The following is a 17,463-nucleotide window of genomic DNA, read 5'->3' as shown; positions in this document are numbered from 1 at the left end:
CGCGACCTTACTTAGGTCGCGTCCGGGCATGACGTAATTTCTAAACGCGCTCCGGACTTCAGCGCGCAGACTGCAATTGCAGGCGCGAGACGCCGGCTGCAACGTTCAGGCCGGTTCCTGCCTCCGCACTCAGCGGCTGCAGGGCGAAATTCTTGGAATTGCCGCCAACGAGAGCATTCGCGCCGAGACCGAGACCCACCGAAGCGCCTGCCGAAGCACCGACATAGGTGCCGGCCAGAGCACCGTCGCCCACACGCGTCGGCGCGGTATTGACGACGACCCAGCTCATATAGGTCTTGCGGGTGACCCCGATATCGATGCCAAGCTTGCCGATCGTGCCCGCATAGCGCTCGACTCTGCCGGTTCGCTGCTTGAATGTGCAGCTGATCGCCTTGTTCGACCCGATGATCATGCCGACGCCGCCTGCGACCTCGCAGGACAGCGTTCCGAGCCTTTGCTTCGGCTCGGACACCACCTTTGTCGACTGCCTTTTGGAATGGGTGCTGGCGGCCGAAGCCGCAGAACCAAGGGCGACTGCAATTGCCGCGGCCGCTATAATAACCTTTTTCATGACGTCTCCTTCGGCGTTTTGGGCGCCGCGGTCTGCCCGGACGGCGCGGGGGAATTGGACAGCTCCATCTGCGGATGGCTGGAAGGGTCGCGATCAACCCGGAGGGTGATGTAGCTGACGATGCGGGTCCTGGCATATTCGGCGGCTATTGCAATGGCCCGCTGCCGCGCCTCGTCGTTCGATGCCACTCCGGAAAGAACGATTGCGCCTTCAATGGCGGCAACATCGATATGACAATCCTCAAGTCCCTCGGCATAAGCGATCAGAGAGCGGATCGCAGCACAGATTGCGTAGCGATCCGACGGTGTCGTCGGCGATGGGGACCTGGCCAGGAAAAGCATTGGAAGCCTCGATAAATCGCGGTGGCAAAGTTTCGCGCGCGCTTGGCGTCAGCGAAGCGCGTTCCTGATGGTGTCTTTGGCCTTGCCGACTTTCGTCAGGATCTTGCCTTCAATCTTCTCGGCAGCACCCTTCATCTTGAGCCGATTGTTTCCTGTCAGCTTTCCTGCAGCCTCCTTGAGGGAGCCTGTTGCTTCCTTGACTGCGCCTTTGACACGGTTCTTGTCCATTTCTGATCTCCTTGAGCTTTTCAGAAGAGGAGGTATCGGCGTCCCGCCGAGACCATGAACAATGAAGTAGGGCGGCAATGCATAGCTTGCAGAGCAGAATATACTATTGGTGCAAGTGCAAAATAGCCTTTTGAGGCTATCTCGCGCATTCATCTGTCGATGGCTGCGGCTGAGAGCACAATACATTCCAATGGACATTCGGTGTCCGTGATCCGTCGCTGATGCGATGCCTCATTTAAACGACTGAACTATTAGATAGGCCAGCCAGTCGATAAGGAAAGCCATTGCGATCATCGGCAGCGTCGGCAACCGCTCGCAAGTTGAGGTTTGCGGTTCAGTCTACGCAGCACAGAGGTGCTGCATTCTGCAACCGCAGCGGCAGGGCAATGACGGGATTGGGGATCGTAAGCGCATCCAGCGTCGCCGTCTGTTCGGGCGAAAGCCGGACTTCGAGCGCACCCATATCCTCATTGAGCTGTTCCAGTGTATGGACGCCGATAATCGTCGAAGATACGCCAAGGCGCGCCATTGCCCAGGCAAGGGCGACGCGTGCGGCTGTCGTACCGAGTTCGTCGGCAACGCGGAACAGGGCGTCGACGATTTCAAGATCCTGCTCGTCCGGCCTTTGCGCCAATTGCGCTGCATGTCCTGTTCTCGCGCCCGCATTGTTGGCCCGCGTATATCGGCCGCTGATGAGACCGCCACTCAATGGCGAATGCGAGACAACGCCAAGCCCCAGTCCGCGCGCCAAGGGAATGAGCTCGATTTCAAATAGCCGTGCAGCAAGCGAATATTCGATCTGCAAACCGATGAATGGAGCCCAGCCGTTGGATTGCGACAGGAGATGGGCATGCGCCACCTTCCAGGCCGGCGTATCCGAAATGCCGAAGTAACGCAGCTTTCCAGACTGAACGAGATCGTGAAGCGCCTCCAGCATTTCTTCCAAAGGCGCCTGTATGTCCCAATTGTTCAACCAATAGAGGTCGAGATAGTCGGTACGCAGCCGACGAAGGGTCTCCTCGAAGCCGTCGATTACGCCTTTGCGGACAAGCCTTTCGCCATGCCGCGCGACATCGAATTTGGCGGCGATGACAAGACGATCGCGCTGGATTGAGTTTTGTGCGACATAGCTGCCGACAACCGTCTGCCCGCCCGCTTTCATGGCTCCGTTGCCTGTATCGAGATAATTACCACCGAGTTCGAGATAGCGCGCCAAGATCGCCGCGGGCTGATTTTCGGGCGAATGCCGGATGAACCCCTCATCGAAAGTCATGGTTCCGAGCGCAAATGGACTGACGCGCAACTCCGAGCGGCCGAGTGCGGCATAGTCATCAAGATGCATGCATTGTCCCCCAGCCGGCGTGCAGCCGTTACATAACTTTACACGCTATGTAAGAGCAGCCAACACAGGAATTAAGCGGCAATTTGCAATTTTACAATTCGGAAATCCGGATAATCGCCGGGCACCGATCAATTTTATCTCTGCTCGGCGATGGGGAGTAACTCCCTTCCGCCGCAACATGATCTTGAGTCTGGCGATATCGGGGGAAATTCGTCTAGCGCTTGCGTATGAATTCGGTACGGAGAACCAGTCCCTTGATCCCGTCGTAACGGCAATCGACTTCTTCAGGATTATCGGTCAGTCGAATCGACTTGATAACGGTACCCTGCTTCAAGGTCTGATTGGCGCCCTTCACTTTCAAATCCTTGATGAGGGTAACGGAGTCGCCATCGGCGAGAACGTTGCCGCTTGCGTCGTAAACGCTGAGCTCTGCGGCCTTGGCAGCTGCCATCTCTGCGGCGGGCCGCCACTCGCCGGTCACTTCGTCATAGATATATTCGTCATTCTGGCTGGTCATGCCAAACTCCATCCTAAAGGTTTCTTTGAGCATTCAAAGCCGGCAAACGCCTGACTTCATCTCATTCACGATCTGTGAGTGGCATCTACCCGAGACAATCAGCCTCTGCAACAAGCGCGGAGCTAGGAGCCCATACGGACACTCGACGTTCCTATTTCAGCTCGGATGCCGGCCAGGGATTGCGGCCCTCCCGAAGCCACGACAGCGTATCGACCCAGAAACCGGCAGCATGGCTATCGTGAAACAGGCCGAAATGGCCGATTGCGTCCCTATTGAAATCAACCGGACGGAGCAGCACCGACTGGCGTTGCGCGCCGGTATAATAATTCAATGTGCGGCGAATTGCCGGCACGGTGCCAAGTTCGTCGTCCGAAACGGCAACGGCCAGGATCGATGCTCTGACGGCGCTCATTCGCCGCAGCACCTCTCGCCTCTCCCCCGCGGGATGACTGCGCTCGAACCTGGGGCCACGAAAGCTCCACTCGTTTGCCACGCCTTTCGGCAGATCCTCCAGCCAGCCAAGCCGCCGGCCCGGGAAGTAGCCGCAGAGCGCAGTCATCACAGGCATTGCGACATGCCATTTGAGGAGCAGAGCGGTCCGTCTGCTCGGCATGTAATCGCCCCACCAGGCATATTGAGCTCCGACCGTCAGCATTCTGTTGACCTCCGGGGCATTCTCAGCCAATCCCGGCAGGAATCCGCCGACGCTGTGGCCCACCACCAAAAGCGGGCCGTTGCGACGATGATCGATCATCAGCCGAAGCGCGGCATCGAAATCCTGCTCGCCCCAATCCCGCCAGCGATAACGGGATCCACGCAGCCGGTGCGGGCGCGACTGGCCGATACCGCGATAATCGAAGGTCAGGACATCGAACCCATGCCGCGCCAGGAATTGCGCATAACGGTGATAATAACGCGCGAGAACCCCGGTGGCCGGATTGATGATGATGCTACCGTCCGGTCTTTTCGTCTCCGCCAGCCAAAGATGGGCACCGAGAACGACGCCATCGCGACAGGGGATGGAAATCGAAAGACTGCTTTCATTCAAGGATGGTCGAGGTTGCTGGCTCATGGGCGCCAGGATGGGACGATCGCCGCGTTGTGTATATTCACTACCCGGTATACATTGAGCCATGAGAGACAGTTCCCTGCCGACACGCGAGCGCATTCTTCAGGCCGCCGCAAAACTCTTCCACAGCGACGGCATTCGTGCGATCAGCGTCGACGCCATCGCAGAGAAAGCGGGCGTCACCAAGCGCACCCTCTATTATCATTTCCGCAGCAAGGACGATCTGATCGCCGCCTATCTGCAAGCGCGCGATGAACCGAACCTAGCGATCTTCAAGCGCTGGTTCGAGGAAACCGAAGGCGACATTTCAGAAAAGGTTGCCGGCATTTTCCGCCAGCTGGCGCAATCGGCGCGCAGCGCCAAATGGAAGGGCTGTGGTTTTTTGCGGACTTCGGTGGAACTCATCAACCTCCCCGGCCATCCCGCCCTGGTTGCGGCGCGCGCTCACAAGAAGCGCGTAGAGAAGTGGCTGGGATCGGTCTTCACGGAGGCGGGTGCGGGCAACAATGCCCTGCCGCTCGCGCGCCAGATCATGCTGCTGCTCGACGGCTCCTTTGCCGTCGTGCTGCTCCATCGCGATCCGAGCTACATGGAAACCGCTGCGGATGCGGCAGCACGGCTGATTGCCGAACGATTGTCGGCCGCAAGAGCACCCGAACGCCGCCTCCCGGGCGCGGCGTAGTCGTACGCTCAATGATACTTCAGACGTTCGCGGCCAAGAATGGCGGGCGCGTCGACGCTAGCGATCGGCTGGGAAAGATCGTTCGAAATGTCGCCGGCCAATTGCAGGTCGAGATAGCGTGCGCAGCAGACCCGCAGGAACGAGGTGAAATTGCCGAGATCATGGCCGGCATCGATTGATTCATGGTGCAGCTTGGTAATCAGCTGCACCACGTTCATGCCGTCACGCCGGGCAATTTCCTCCAGCTTCGACCAGAAGAAGTTTTCCAGTCTGACGCTGGTCACCATGCCGTCGATGCGGAGGGAGCGCGTGGTACTTTCCCAGAGCCTGGCATCGGCCTTGATGAACAATTCGCACATGCGCGTCTCCCTTAAGTTTCAAGCGGCGTTTGCCGCCGACAAAGCATTGGCATCCAGCACGGCCATGAATTGACGCAGCCATGACGGATGCGCCGGCCATGCCGGTGCGGTCACGAGATTGCCATCGGCAACGGCGTCATTGATAGCGATGTCGGCATAGATGCCGCCGGCTAGCTCCACCTCGGGACGGCAGGCGGGATAGGCCGAGCAGGTGCGTCCCTTGAGGACACCGGCAGCACTCAGCAATTGCGCGCCGTGGCAGATGGCGGCAACCGGCTTGTCCGCCTCGAAGAAGTGCTGAACGGCATTGATGACCTCTGGATTCAGGCGCAGATATTCCGGCGCGCGACCGCCCGGAATGACAAGTGCGTCGTAATCCTCAGCCCGGATGCTGGCGAAGGTCGCGTTCAATGCGAAATTATGGCCGCGCTTCTCGGAATAGGTCTGATCACCTTCGAAATCATGAATGGCTGTTGCGACCGTCTCGCCGGCATTCTTGCCCGGGCAGACGGCATGAACCGTGTAGCCGCAGGCAAGCAGCGTCTGGAACGGCACCATGGTTTCATAGTCTTCGGTGAAATCACCAGTGATCATCAAAATCTTTGCTGCTGGCATCGTCTTCCTCCCTCAAAACCAACGGACAGCAGTCTAGCAAAGCACCTGCGTTTGCGGGTATTAGGCGAATACTACACGCCGTTTATGACCCTGCCTATTGCTCCGGCGAACGGCTGATGTCCGGGATTGCGCAGGCCTCGCCGCCGCCGAAGAGGCGCGAGCGGGTCAGAAACCGCTTCTCCCGCCCATTGTCGAGGGAGAACATGCCGCCGCGTCCCGGCACGACGTCGATGATGAGCTGCGTGTGTTTCCACGCTTCGAACTGGCTGCCGCTGATATAGACCGGTACGCCGCCGATCTCTCCAAGCTTGACGTCATTGTCGCCGATCATGAATTCGCTTGCCGGATAGCACATCGGCGAAGAGCCGTCGCAGCACCCGCCCGACTGATGAAACAGGATATCCGGATGGTCCTGCTGTATCTCGCGGATAAGCTCGAGCGCCTTGTCGGTCGCGAGCACCCGCGGCGCCGATCCACTGTGATCCATGATGATCCTCCATCACTCCCCGAAAATGCTTGAAGGCTCCCGGCCGCAGTCGGGAGCCTTGTTCGCTTGGTTGGGAGAACTTTAGAAGAAGCCGAGCGCCTTCGGGCTATAGCTGACCAGCATGTTCTTGGTCTGCTGGTAGTGATCGAGCATCATCTTGTGCGTCTCACGCCCGATGCCCGATTGCTTGTAGCCGCCGAAGGCTGCGTGCGCCGGATAAGCGTGATAGCAATTCGTCCAGACGCGGCCGGCCTGGATCTCCCGGCCGAAGCGATAAGCACGATTGCCGTCACGGGTCCACACGCCGGCGCCGAGGCCGTAGAGCGTGTCGTTGGCGATTTCGAGTGCTTCCTTCTCATCTTTGAAGGTCGTGACCGATACGACCGGGCCAAAGATCTCCTCCTGGAAGACCCGCATCTTGTTGTGGCCCTTGAAGATGGTCGGCTTGATGTAATAGCCGCTCGACAGCTCGCCGCCGAGATCGGCGCGACCGCCGCCCGTCAGCACTTCGGCACCTTCCTGCTTGCCGATATCGAGATAGGAGAGGATCTTCTCCATCTGCTCGCTCGATGCCTGCGCGCCGATCATGGTTGCGGCATCAAGCGGATTGCCCTGCTTGATGGCTTCCACGCGCTTGACGGCCCGCTCCATGAAGCGGTCGTAGACCGACTCCTGGATCAACGCGCGGCTGGGGCATGTGCAGACTTCGCCTTGGTTAAGCGCGAACATTGCAAAGCCTTCGAGCGCCTTGTCGAAGAAATCGTCGTCTTCGGCCGCGACATCGGCAAAGAAGATGTTCGGCGACTTGCCGCCAAGTTCAAGGGTAACCGGGATCAGGTTTTGGCTGGCATATTGCATGATGAGCCGGCCGGTCGTCGTCTCACCGGTAAAGGCGATCTTGGCGATGCGCGGGCTGGTCGCCAATGGTTTGCCGGCCTCAAGGCCGAAGCCGTTGACGATGTTGAGCACGCCCGGCGGCAGGAGATCGCCAACCAGCTCAGCCCAGACCAGAAGCGAGGCCGGTGTCTGCTCTGCGGGCTTGATGACGACGCAATTGCCGGCGGCGAGCGCCGGCGCAAGCTTCCAGGCGGCCATCAGGATCGGGAAGTTCCAGGGAATGATCTGGCCGACGACGCCAAGCGGCTCATGGAAATGGTAGGCGACGGTATCATGGTCGATCTCGCCGATCGAGCCTTCCTGGGCGCGGATGCAGGAGGCGAAGTAACGGAAATGATCGATGGCAAGCGGAATGTCGGCCGCCATGGTCTCGCGGATTGGCTTGCCGTTGTCCCAGCTTTCGGCCTGCGCCAGCACTTCCAGCTTGTCTTCCATGCGCTGGGCGATCTTCATCAGGATATTGGAGCGCTCGGTGGTAGACGTCCGCCCCCACTTGTCTTTGGCTGCATGAGCGGCATCGAGCGCGGCGTTGATGTCCTTTTCGTCGGAGCGCGGTATCTCGCAGATCTTGCCGCCGGTGATCGGCGTGAGGTTGTCGAAATACTTGCCAGCGATCGGCTCGCGCCATTGGCCGCCGATATAGTTGCCATATTTCAGCTTGAACGGAGATTCCACGATCTTTTGATGCAGCATGCCATCCTCCCTTGGTCGGCAGGTTCGATAAGCGAACCGATGGGAGAAGTCTGCGGGCATATCGCGACAGGAGATAGGGGCCGCCTAGCGTGCTGCAGCGCACAGTGTCGCAACTATGCGACATCCGCCAGATCGAATGCGCGTTGTGGCGCTTCAGTGCAGATTAAGCCGCTTCATCTTCCGGTGCAGCGTCGAGCGGCTCATGCCGAGCGCCGTGGCCGCCTGAGACACATTGCCGTTGGCACGCGAAAGAGCCCTGAGCAAGGCCGCGCGTTCTGCTTCGACCAGATCCTCGCCTGCGACACCTTGCTGCTCGCGAAGAACATCGGAGGCCGGAATGCCCGCGGCAATACGATGATCGTCGAGCTTCAACGCTAGGCGGGCCGCGCGAGTCGCGCCGAGCACGAGGTCGTTGCGGTCGACCGCCAGCAGTGCCGAAGTGGACGCGGTATCCATCGGCACCATGACGAAACGGGCGCCGGCAAAGGCGCTGCGGAAAAGATTGAGCTCGATGCGCACTGCCGCGTCGCGCACCGTCTGCGACAGGATCGCCAATGTCGCATCATTCACGTCGTCGCGGCAGGTGGAAATGTCGAGCGCGCCAGCAAGCTGGCCGCGATGATCGCGGATCGGTGCCGTGGTGCAGCTGAGATTGATGTTGGAGCAGAAGAAGTGCTGGTCGCGGAAGATCGCCACGGCCCGCTCGTCAGCAAGCGCCGTGCCGATGCCGTTTGTGCCGATACTCGCTTCCGTCCAGACGGAACCGGTCCATAGGCCGAGATCGTGGAACTCCTTGTCGTCACCGGCAGCGCCGCGGCGTTCCAGCGCGATACCGTTGCGGTCGGTCAGAAGCAGGCAGCAACCGGCTTTGCCGACCGCGAGAAACAGGCGATCCAACTCATTGGCAGCTTCGGCAACCAGCAGTTCCGATCGCTCCAACGCCGTTTGAAATTCCTGGCTGGTCAAGCGCATCGGCAGACGCTTCTCCTCCGGCGCAAGACGATGCATGACCATGCACCGTCGCCAGGAAGCCACAACTGACGAACTCGCCGCCGCGGATTGCGCCGACGTGTAAACCTGATCCGCGTGTGCGGCATAGTCGTGCATTTGGCTCCTCCCACCGAACGCTGGTCCAATTGTCGCTAAAAATGGCCATTGAAGCAATCCTCCCGGCGGCTTTCGTCCGGGATCGCGGAATTCAGCGGCTACCTTGTTGACGGCACGGTCTTTTTCAGCGCCACGCCTTTCTTCAGCCCATGACTGCACGGTCCAACAATCGAAGCTGTCTGGCCGATGCCGTGCATTTTGGCTTGCCGCCCACGCAACCGAGATCTGACCCGCCAATCGAGACCTTTCAGGCGCCTGTCAGCGTGTTGCTGTAGCAGCTTTTTTCCAAGGGAAACGGAGCGCAAGGCGATTGGTGAGCCCAGCTCCACGAGCGGCTGTCTCGACAGCAATGGAAAGTCGGCTTTATGCAGGCATGGCAGCGAGGCCGAGAGGCCATAAAAGAAATGCTGGAGCGTTCCGCCGACACCGGTCGCAGACGCATGGCTGGGGGCCTTCGCTGCTTCTTCAACACTCCGACCATCAAGCCCCCTGCAAATCGTGCTTTTCTCGAGCGCCCGATCGTCGTCATCGCCATTTTCCTCGCGCTGTCATTGCTCGTCATGTGGGCGGCCGATTATCCCTTGGGCATCTGGATGAAGTCTTTTCCCGCGCAGTTGCGTGGGACGGCGAAGTGGATCAGCAGCCTCGGTACCGGGCTTCTGGTGCTCTCATTCAGCGGTGCGCTGCTGATTTTTGCAATCCTCGCGCCCGCGCACAAACTGCGGAAATCCATGCGAACGGGCGCTGATCTCATCGCCACGGCCGCTGCCTTCATCTTCCTGGCGGTCGCCGGCGGCGGCATTGTCGATTCGCTCGCCAAGAACATCATCGGTCGCGCCAGGCCGGAACTGCTGGATACGAACGGCGCCTTCTCTTTCCGACCCTTTGCCTTCCATGCCGACTTCGCCTCCTTTCCCTCCGGACATTCGGCAACGGCCGGCGCCATGGCGATGTCGCTGGCGCTCGTCTTTCCCCGCCTTCGCCCCGTCTTCATGCCGATCGGCATCCTGATCTGCCTGTCGCGCCAATGGGTCGGCGCGCATTGGGCAAGCGATACGCTAATGGGCTGGGGCGTCGGCGTCGCCTTTACCTTTTGGCTGGCACACGCATTCGCCCAGCGCCGCCTCCTATTCGCCTATGATTCCAATGGCCGCTTATGTCCTGGGGAGCAATACAAGGCAATTCTCGCTGTGCTGCGCGCCTTGATCCGGCGAGTGCCGATGATCGGCAAGAAAACGGTGCCTGCAACAAAATCGTGCCCATCGCAGGCTCGTCTGGCATCTCGTAGCCTTGAAATTCGATCCTGATCCCTTCAGGCGAGTATAGCTTTCCCGCCTCATTTGTCTGCTTCGGCACGGCCGATGCCACCCTTTCTCACCGAATGCAAAATGATCACCGTGCAGCGACGGATTTGTCTCTCGCCGCCGTTTAAGCGCTGAAGGGATAACAGCTTGAAGCTCTTCAAGGACGAATGAGGACATCATGAAAAAGATCATTTTGCTGGCCTTTGTCGCGACCGCCTGCCTTGCGGCCATTTCGCCAGCCGAGGCCCGCGATGGATGCGGCATCGGTTGGCATCGCAACCCGTATGGCTACTGCCGCCCGGATGGGCGACCCGTCGTCGTCGTGCCGGCGGTTCCGGCCTATGGTATCTACTATCCCAGTCGCGGCTACTGGGATGGGCACCGCTATTGGGTACATCGCGAGTGGTGGCATGGTGGCTGGCGTTATCGCTAAGCCACTCTTCCGCGATGCGCGCGGCCCGATCTTGCAGATCGGGCCGCATGCCAACCGACAGATCGATCGGCCTGCTTTTTTCGATCCTTCCGCAGCCTAGCCCTGCGATGCAAAGCTCGCGGTCGTTTGTCAGTTTGACATGGCAGCCCACAGAAACGTGCAATTGACGGCGGCAATGCAACTGGTCAAAGCTGTGGCGAGACTGGTTTACGGAAAAAGACGCCGCCAGCATGAACAAAAGCACCATCAGCGACCATCAAGGGCCGATCATCGTCTTTGACGCCATGTGCGTCCTGTGTACCGCCAACGCCCAGTTCGTGCTTCGTCATGACCATCTTGGTCGTTTCCGTCTTGCCTCCATGCAGAATGAAACCGGCATCGCGCTCTATCGCCGCTGCGGCATGGATCCCGCCGATCCGGATAGCCTCATCATCGTCGACGGCGCAAAGGTATTACGCGACAGCGACGCGGTGCTGGCCATTTATGCCGGCCTCGGCTGGCCCTGGAAGGCGATCTCCGTGCTGCGCATCATACCTCGCATGCTGCGCGGTCCGATCTACCTCTGGCTTGCCCGCAATCGCTACCGCATCTTCGGCAAGCGGGAGACATGCTGGCTGCCCACGCCAGAGCAGGCGAGCCGCATCCTTTGAAAAGAATCCTCGTTCTCGGCGGCTATGGCGGGTTCGGCGCGCGGCTATCGCGGCGTCTTGCCGGCGACGGCTTCGAGGTTCTGGTCGCCGGACGCAATCTCGAAGCCGCGAAAGCGCTCGCCGCTCGCTTGCCCCATGCAATTGCCCTGCAAGCCGATCGAAATGGCAATATCGCAGCGATCCTCGAAAAGTACGAGCCGTTTGTGCTCATCGATGCGGCAGGCCCCTTCCAGCAAAGCGATGACAGAGTTCCGCGAGCCTGCATAGAGGCTGGTATCCACTACATCGATCTTGCCGACGCGCGCGATTTGGTCGGCGCGATCAGCTGCCTCCATGAACGGGCCAAGGCGGCCGGTGTCACGGTTATCTCGGGGGCGTCGAGCGTGCCGGCGCTTTCCGGCGCCGTGGTGGCGGACCTTGCCAAGGACATGGAGGAAGTTCGTTCGATAGAAATGTCGATCAGCGCCTCCAACCGCGCGACCGCCGGCGCCTCGGTCGCATCGGCAATCCTGAGTTATGTCGGCAGGCCGGTGCGGCTCTGGCGCGGCCGGCGCTGGCAAGAAGCGATGGGGTGGCACATGCTGAAGCGCGAAACCTACGCCGTCGCTGGCCAACGCCCTCTGCACCGGCTGGTGGCGCTGGCCGACGTGCCGGATCACGACCTGCTGGTCGAAAGCTTTGCCGGACGGCCCAGCGTCATCTTCCGGGCGGGGCCTGAATTCGCCTTTCAGACTTTGGCCCTCTGGCTGCTGTCTTGGCCGGTTGCCTGGGGCTGGTTGACATCGCTTCGGAAGATCCGCCGCTTTCTGCTGCCGCTGCAACGCTTGACGGCGGGGCTTGGCACAGCGCGATCGGCTGTGACGATCGAGATCAAGGGCGTGGCACAAGGCACCATGAAGGCTCGCCGCTGGACCCTGATTGCCGAAAATGGCGACGGCGTGGAAATTCCCACGCTTCCGGCACAATTGCTGGCGCGGGCCTTGCGCGACGGTCGTCTTTCACCCGGCGCCCGTCACGCCGGCGGGCTCCTGTCGCTTGAGGATTTCCGGAGCTTGTTTCGCGATCTGGCAATCACCGAGGAAACGACGGAAGCCCCTTACACGCCGCTCTATCAGCGTGTCATGGGTCCCGCATTTGCTCATCTATCCGAGTCGGTACGAGCCATGCACGAGGTCTTCGGCAATGGCGGCGCCAGGGGCGAGGCAGTCGTCACCCGCGGACGCTCGCCTCTTTCTTGGCTGGTTGCGAGAATATTCGGCTTTCCCGCAGCCGGAAAGCACGCGCTGCATGTCTTCTTCGAGGAAAACAACGGCATCGAAGAATGGACGCGGGATTTTTCCGGCCGGCGCTTCCGCAGTCATTTGAGCGAAGACAATGGCCACCTCGTCGAACGCTTCGGCCCTTTCCGCTTCTCCTTCGATCTTCCCATCCGTGGCAACGGGCTCAGCATGGAGATGCGGCACTGGTCGTTCCTGCGCATTCCGCTGCCGCTTTTTCTGGCGCCCCAAAGCATCGCTCATGAATGGGCGGAGGACGATCGCTTCCACTTCGATGTACCGATCGCCCTGCCGTTCATCGGCCCCGTCGTTCATTATCGAGGCTGGCTGCAGCCAATCGAATGACGCAATCCGGCTTCCTCGCCCGCAAGCCAGCAGCTATCGGCCGATTTGCGGCCGATAGCGCGAGCGGAACGGACGATCGTCAGCCGGCCGCACTTGCGGCGCTGAGGACCGCCTTGACGGTCGCCGTTGCAACATCTTCATCGATACCGACGCCGAAGACCTGCGATCCGTCCGGCCGGACGCATTGCAGATAAGCGGCCGCCTTTGCGTCGCTGCCGCGACGCAATGCGTGCTCCTGATAGTCCATGACGCTCAACTCCACTCCGAAGGCTTCGGCAATCGCCGCAAGCACCGCCGAAACGAGCCCGTTACCGCGACCGCTGACGGCAACATCGCGATTGCCATGGCGAATGCGGCCAGTGAAGATGCGCTCCGCGCCGGCTCCCCTGCGAAAGCCGCCTTCGTAGTCGACAAGCGCAAAGCGCTCGACATCATCGACATGATAGGCTTGGACGAAAGCCCTCCAGATATCCTCGGCCGTCAGTTCGCGCTTGGTCTCATCGGCGAGGAACTGCACCCGCCTGCCGAAATCGACCTGCATGGCGCGGGGCAGCTTCAAGCCCCTGTCCTGCTCGATCACCCAGGCAACCCCGCCCTTCCCCGACTGGCTGTTGACGCGGATGACGGCCTCGTAGCTCTCGCCGATATCGGCGGGATCGACCGGCAGGTAGGGCATTTCCCAGACGCCGTCGTTGCGCCGCTCGTGCGCGGCAAATCCCTTGCGGATCGCATCCTGATGTGACCCGGAGAAGGCCGTGTGCACGAGTTCGCCGGCGTAAGGGTGGCGCGGATGAACGGGCAGACCGTTGCAATATTCCACCGTCTTGACCACATCGCGGATCGACGGAAAGGTCAGGCCGGGATCGATACCCTGCGTATAGAGGTTCAGCGCCAATGTCACCAGATCGACATTGCCGGTACGCTCGCCATTGCCGAACAGGCAACCCTCGACCCGATCGGCGCCCGCCAGCAGTGCCTGTTCGGCCGAAGCTACCGCCGTGCCGCGATCATTATGCGGATGTACGCTGATGATGATGGCCTCGCGCCGCGAAATATGGCGGCAAAACCATTCAATCTGGTCGGCATAGACATTCGGCATCGCCACTTCCACCGTTGCCGGCAGGTTGAGGATGGCTGGGCGCTCCGCAGTTGGCTGCCAGACATCGATCACGCGCTCGCAGATTTCGAGCGCGAAATCAGGCTCGGTGAAGCAGAAGGTTTCCGGCGAATATTCGAAGGTCCAGTCGGTCTCCGGCTGCTTCAGGCTTTCCTCCCGCATGGCGGTGACGCCGCTGATGGCGAGGTCGACGATCTCATGTCGTTCCATGCCGAAGACGACGCGGCGGAAGAGCGGAGCGGTTGCATTATAGAGATGCACGATGGCTTTGCGGGCGCCGATGAGGGATTCGAACGTGCGCGCGATGAGATCGGCGCGCGACTGGGTGAGCACCTGGATCGTCACGTCTTCTGGGATACGATCCTCTTCGATCAGCGCACGGACGAAATCGAATTCGATCTGCGAAGCGGATGGAAAGGCAACCTCGATCTCCTTGAAGCCCGAGGCGAGCAGCATGTCGTAGAAGCGCAGCTTGCGCTCGACATCCATGGGATTGGCGAGCGCCTGGTTTCCGTCGCGCAGATCCGTTGAGAGCCAGCGTGGTGCCTTGGCGAGGCGCCTGTTCGGCCATTGCCGATCCGGCAATTCGATGGGCGAGATAAAGGGACGATATTTGGTTTCAGGATTCTTCAGCATGATCCATTCCGTTGCGTGTCGGTCAATTCGGGAGAAAGCGGACAGCAGAATACGGCCGCCGGGATGCCGTCAGGCCCGACGACCGCGGCTAAGTCGCAATGCAACGGAAAGCTGAAGAGAAACGGATATGCAGGACGAGGCTCCGGCATCCATCCGCACGCGCTGCGATGCGGCGGCAGCGCTATGCGGCCGATCCGATCGATGCAGATTATGGGATGAGGCAGACACGAAAGGAGATATCCTGCTGGAAAGGAGCTCTAGGTTACTGCCGGTATTTTTGATATTCTCGCGCGCATGGATCAATCATCGTCGCAAAAGGATCAAACCTATCTGCAGCACGGCGCCGATGTCGCTCGAGGCGTCGCCGTCATCGCACATGACGATCATCGCTTCACCAGTTCTCGCCACAGCCATAGGCAGGCGCAGCTGCTCTACGCCGTCAGCGGCGTAATCTCTTTGACCACGGATAGCGGCACCTGGGTCGTGCCGCCGAGCCGCGCGGTCTGGCTGCCGCCGCATCTCGAGCATGTGACGACAAGCCATACAAGCGTTCAATTTCGCTCGTTGCTGATCGATGCCGACGGCAGAGATACCCTGCCGAAAGAGTGCATGGTGGTGGAAGTCACCCCGCTTCTGCGCGAACTCATCCTGCGGCTCGCCGGCCTCGTCGATAAACCCGATCACAAAGAAGTCGCGAATGCGGTCATTCGCCTGCTGCTTCTTGAACTCACTTTCCTGCCGGCACAGCCGCTGAAGCTACCGCTACCGAAACATCCGGCCCTTGCGGCGTTCTGCGAAACCTTGCTCGACGATCTTGCCAGCACAACCTCGATCGAACAGGCGGCCAATGGATTGCATATGAGCCGGGCAACCCTCATACGGCTGTTTCAGCGCGAAACGGGACTGAGCTTCGGTCGATGGCGGCAACAGGCACGCATGTTGAAGGCTCTCACCTTACTCGCGGAAGGTCGAAGCATCCTCGATGTCGCGCTGGACTGCGGCTATGAGAGCCCGAGCGCCTTCTCGGCCATGTTCCGGCGTTCGCTCGGCCGCTCGCCTCGGGATTATTTTCAATCTGCAACATTGACTGGCGAAACCAGCCAGGGAACGGACTAAGGGCTAGTTCTGCCGGTGGCTCGCCAGGCAACCGAACATGCGGAAATCGTGGAAGGCCTCTTTGAATCGCGCCTTCTGGCGCAGCGTGCCCTCATATTGAAAGCCCGCTTTTTCCAAAACCCGGTCGGAAGCCCCGTTTCCCGGCAACGTCCAGGCTTCGATGCGATTGAGCGAAAAAACGTCGAAGCCGCATCGCACGACGGCGCGTGCCGCTTCGCTCATCAGCCCTTTGCCCCAGGCGGATGGATGCAATTCGTAGCCCAGTTCGGCACATTTGGCGCGCCGGTCGAAGCTGTTGAAACGGATGGCACCGAGCAAACGGCCGGAGGCCTGGTCCTCAATAATCCATGAGCAGCCCGTTCCCTTGGGGAAGATCTTGATCATCCATCGCAGAGAGCGCTCGATCTGCGCCATTTTCGGCGTATCAACCCAATTCGAGAACCGTGTGACCTCCGGAATCGAAATCAGCGCATGGAAATTGTCGCGGTCGTCCATACTTGCTTCTCGAAGCCGCAGCCGCTCGGTAACAAGGGTGGGAAACTCGGTTTTTGGAGGAGCCATCGTCACGCTTTCAGCAGATTGGCAAGAATGATCTCGCGCCAAACGCGGGTGGGCGTAATCCAGGCATCCCAAGAATTATACTTGCCGGAATAGATGACAGCGGCGATACCCGCATCAGGCATCAACCAGAGTCTTTGCCCGCCATTGCCGAAACCAGCATACCACGGCCGCGGACCCTCAAACGCCGGAACAAGGTCCTCGCCACAAAACCACAATCTGCCATAGCTCAAACCATCCCCGGTCGAAATCGCCGGCGCGAGGGATTGCGCGATCCACTCCTCCGAGACAATCCTCTGGCCGCTCCATACGCCCTTCTGGAGGAAAACCATGCCGATCTTCAGCAAATCGGGGGCAGTCAGGCGTAATCCGGATGCCGGCGACGCCACGCCGTCACGCCCGGCGTTCCAATGGAATTTTTTAATCCCCAGCGGTTCGAAGAGAACCTCTCGTGCGAAATCGGGCAGACGCCTACCCGTGCCGCGCTCGATGATCGCGCCCACAAGCGCGACGCTGCCGCCGGAATAAATCCAGCGCGTTCCCGGCTCGGCGATCAGCGGACGCTCCAAGACAAAACGATATCGGTCCGGCGCGTTCTCCATCGCAATTTCGCTGTTCAGCGGGTCGGTATAGGGACGATCCTCGTCCCACTCCATCCCCAGCGTCATCGTCAGTGCGTGGGCGATGGTGATCTTGGCGCGTGCAGGATCTCGGGTGAGATCGCCGTATTCCGGGAACTGCTCATAGAGGGATGCATCCGGCGGCGGCACGAATCCCCTGTCGAGCGCGATGCCATAAAGAAGGCCGGCAATGCTCTTGGTGACGGAGCGAAGATCGTGCAGCGTATCCGCGTCGAAAGCGACGTCCCCGAGCGGGTCTCCCCAATTTTCATCGGAACCGACTGCATAATATTCCAGGCATACACGCCCGGAACGGGCGGCAAGCACGACATGCAGATCGCGCAGCAGGCCGGACTCGATACCGGCTTCAAACTTGCGGCCGAGCCCAGGATCAAAGCCCATGGCCTGCAAGATTTCCTGATCAGACGACAAGGGTGAATTGCTCAGTGTCACGGCCATGAAATCGCCTTCCTCAGTTATGCGACTTTCAGCTCAGGCT

Annotated in this window: 20 protein-coding genes; 6 read left to right on the top strand and 14 right to left on the bottom strand. The window is 60.1% G+C overall.

The genetic code is table 11. From position 1 onward, the window contains the following. Positions 1-58: 58 nt before the first annotated feature. The 6 genes from PH562_RS04455 to PH562_RS04430 all read right to left on the bottom strand — a co-directional run bounded on the left by PH562_RS04455 (position 59) and on the right by PH562_RS04430 (position 4,071). Entirely contained in the window at positions 59-571 is a 513-nt protein-coding gene (locus tag PH562_RS04455; protein ID WP_285171746.1) for a DUF992 domain-containing protein, read from the bottom strand. Beyond that, the gene (locus PH562_RS04450) at positions 568-912 is read right to left on the bottom strand and encodes a BON domain-containing protein (RefSeq protein ID WP_113232875.1); all 345 of its coding nucleotides are present in this window, start codon (positions 910-912) and stop codon (positions 568-570) included. Before PH562_RS04450 ends, PH562_RS04455 begins: the two co-directional genes overlap by 4 nt. A gap of 48 nt (positions 913-960) precedes the next feature. Beyond that, the gene (locus PH562_RS04445; RefSeq protein WP_285171745.1) at positions 961-1,140 is read right to left on the bottom strand and encodes a CsbD family protein; all 180 of its coding nucleotides are present in this window, start codon (positions 1,138-1,140) and stop codon (positions 961-963) included. A gap of 334 nt (positions 1,141-1,474) precedes the next feature. After that, on the bottom strand, positions 1,475-2,482 hold the full coding sequence (locus tag PH562_RS04440; protein ID WP_285171744.1) for an aldo/keto reductase: 1,008 nt from the start codon (positions 2,480-2,482) through the stop codon (positions 1,475-1,477). Between the two features lie 214 nt (positions 2,483-2,696). Continuing rightward, on the bottom strand, positions 2,697-2,999 hold the full coding sequence (locus PH562_RS04435) for a zinc ribbon domain-containing protein YjdM (protein WP_113232934.1): 303 nt from the start codon (positions 2,997-2,999) through the stop codon (positions 2,697-2,699). A 151-nt stretch (positions 3,000-3,150) separates the two neighbouring features. Beyond that, positions 3,151-4,071 (bottom strand): alpha/beta hydrolase family protein, encoded by a 921-nt coding sequence (locus tag PH562_RS04430; protein ID WP_285171743.1) that lies wholly within the window; start codon positions 4,069-4,071, stop codon positions 3,151-3,153. A gap of 61 nt (positions 4,072-4,132) precedes the next feature. On the opposite strand from PH562_RS04430, the gene PH562_RS04425 reads away from it, so the two are divergent. After that, positions 4,133-4,750 (top strand): TetR/AcrR family transcriptional regulator, encoded by a 618-nt coding sequence (locus tag PH562_RS04425; protein ID WP_285171742.1) that lies wholly within the window; start codon positions 4,133-4,135, stop codon positions 4,748-4,750. Positions 4,751-4,758: 8 nt separating this feature from the next. On the opposite strand, the gene PH562_RS04420 is transcribed toward PH562_RS04425, so the two are convergent. The 5 genes from PH562_RS04420 to PH562_RS04400 all read right to left on the bottom strand — a co-directional run bounded on the left by PH562_RS04420 (position 4,759) and on the right by PH562_RS04400 (position 8,908). Next, on the bottom strand, positions 4,759-5,109 hold the full coding sequence (locus PH562_RS04420; protein ID WP_113232870.1) for a ribbon-helix-helix domain-containing protein: 351 nt from the start codon (positions 5,107-5,109) through the stop codon (positions 4,759-4,761). Between the two features lie 18 nt (positions 5,110-5,127). Next, positions 5,128-5,724, bottom strand: a complete 597-nt coding sequence (locus PH562_RS04415) for a DJ-1/PfpI family protein (protein ID WP_285171741.1) — start codon at positions 5,722-5,724, stop codon at positions 5,128-5,130. 94 nt (positions 5,725-5,818) lie between these two features. Further along, on the bottom strand, positions 5,819-6,211 hold the full coding sequence (locus tag PH562_RS04410) for a DUF779 domain-containing protein (RefSeq protein ID WP_285171740.1): 393 nt from the start codon (positions 6,209-6,211) through the stop codon (positions 5,819-5,821). Positions 6,212-6,292: 81 nt separating this feature from the next. Then, positions 6,293-7,801: an aldehyde dehydrogenase gene (adh, locus tag PH562_RS04405; protein WP_285171739.1), complete on the bottom strand. Its 1,509-nt coding sequence runs from the start codon at positions 7,799-7,801 to the stop codon at positions 6,293-6,295. Positions 7,802-7,954: 153 nt separating this feature from the next. After that, positions 7,955-8,908, bottom strand: coding sequence for a helix-turn-helix domain-containing protein (locus PH562_RS04400; protein WP_285171738.1), 954 nt, complete (start codon positions 8,906-8,908; stop codon positions 7,955-7,957). Positions 8,909-9,312: 404 nt separating this feature from the next. On the opposite strand from PH562_RS04400, the gene PH562_RS04395 reads away from it, so the two are divergent. The 4 genes from PH562_RS04395 to PH562_RS04380 all read left to right on the top strand — a co-directional run bounded on the left by PH562_RS04395 (position 9,313) and on the right by PH562_RS04380 (position 12,917). Continuing rightward, positions 9,313-10,215 (top strand): phosphatase PAP2 family protein, encoded by a 903-nt coding sequence (locus PH562_RS04395; protein WP_285171737.1) that lies wholly within the window; start codon positions 9,313-9,315, stop codon positions 10,213-10,215. Between the two features lie 175 nt (positions 10,216-10,390). Continuing rightward, positions 10,391-10,645 carry a GCG_CRPN prefix-to-repeats domain-containing protein gene (locus PH562_RS04390; RefSeq protein ID WP_285171736.1) on the top strand — a complete coding sequence of 85 codons (255 nt, stop codon included), beginning with the start codon at positions 10,391-10,393 and terminating at the stop codon, positions 10,643-10,645. Positions 10,646-10,875: 230 nt separating this feature from the next. Then, complete coding sequence (locus PH562_RS04385) at positions 10,876-11,295, top strand: thiol-disulfide oxidoreductase DCC family protein (RefSeq protein WP_285171735.1); 420 nt, start codon at positions 10,876-10,878, stop codon at positions 11,293-11,295. Next, on the top strand, positions 11,253-12,917 hold the full coding sequence (locus PH562_RS04380) for a saccharopine dehydrogenase family protein (RefSeq protein ID WP_285171734.1): 1,665 nt from the start codon (positions 11,253-11,255) through the stop codon (positions 12,915-12,917). The genes PH562_RS04385 and PH562_RS04380 overlap by 43 nt, the downstream gene beginning before the upstream one ends. 79 nt (positions 12,918-12,996) lie before the next feature. On the opposite strand, the gene leuA is transcribed toward PH562_RS04380, so the two are convergent. Then, positions 12,997-14,670 (bottom strand): 2-isopropylmalate synthase, encoded by a 1,674-nt coding sequence (gene leuA / locus PH562_RS04375; protein ID WP_285171733.1) that lies wholly within the window; start codon positions 14,668-14,670, stop codon positions 12,997-12,999. A gap of 294 nt (positions 14,671-14,964) precedes the next feature. Here leuA and PH562_RS04370 point away from each other — a divergent pair, with 294 nt between their 5' ends. Next, positions 14,965-15,786, top strand: a complete 822-nt coding sequence (locus tag PH562_RS04370) for an AraC family transcriptional regulator (protein ID WP_285171732.1) — start codon at positions 14,965-14,967, stop codon at positions 15,784-15,786. 3 nt (positions 15,787-15,789) lie between these two features. On the opposite strand, the gene PH562_RS04365 is transcribed toward PH562_RS04370, so the two are convergent. Continuing rightward, positions 15,790-16,419 (bottom strand): GNAT family N-acetyltransferase, encoded by a 630-nt coding sequence (locus PH562_RS04365; RefSeq protein WP_285171731.1) that lies wholly within the window; start codon positions 16,417-16,419, stop codon positions 15,790-15,792. Beyond that, positions 16,350-17,423, bottom strand: coding sequence for a serine hydrolase domain-containing protein (locus tag PH562_RS04360; protein WP_285171730.1), 1,074 nt, complete (start codon positions 17,421-17,423; stop codon positions 16,350-16,352). Before PH562_RS04360 ends, PH562_RS04365 begins: the two co-directional genes overlap by 70 nt. Between the last annotated feature and the right edge of the window lie 40 nt (positions 17,424-17,463).

The organism is Rhizobium centroccidentale (genome assembly GCF_030182565.1).
Classification (GTDB): Bacteria; Pseudomonadota; Alphaproteobacteria; order Rhizobiales; family Rhizobiaceae; genus Rhizobium.
Note: the sequence above shows the minus strand (reverse complement) of the source record. Positions and strands in the feature narration are given on the sequence as shown.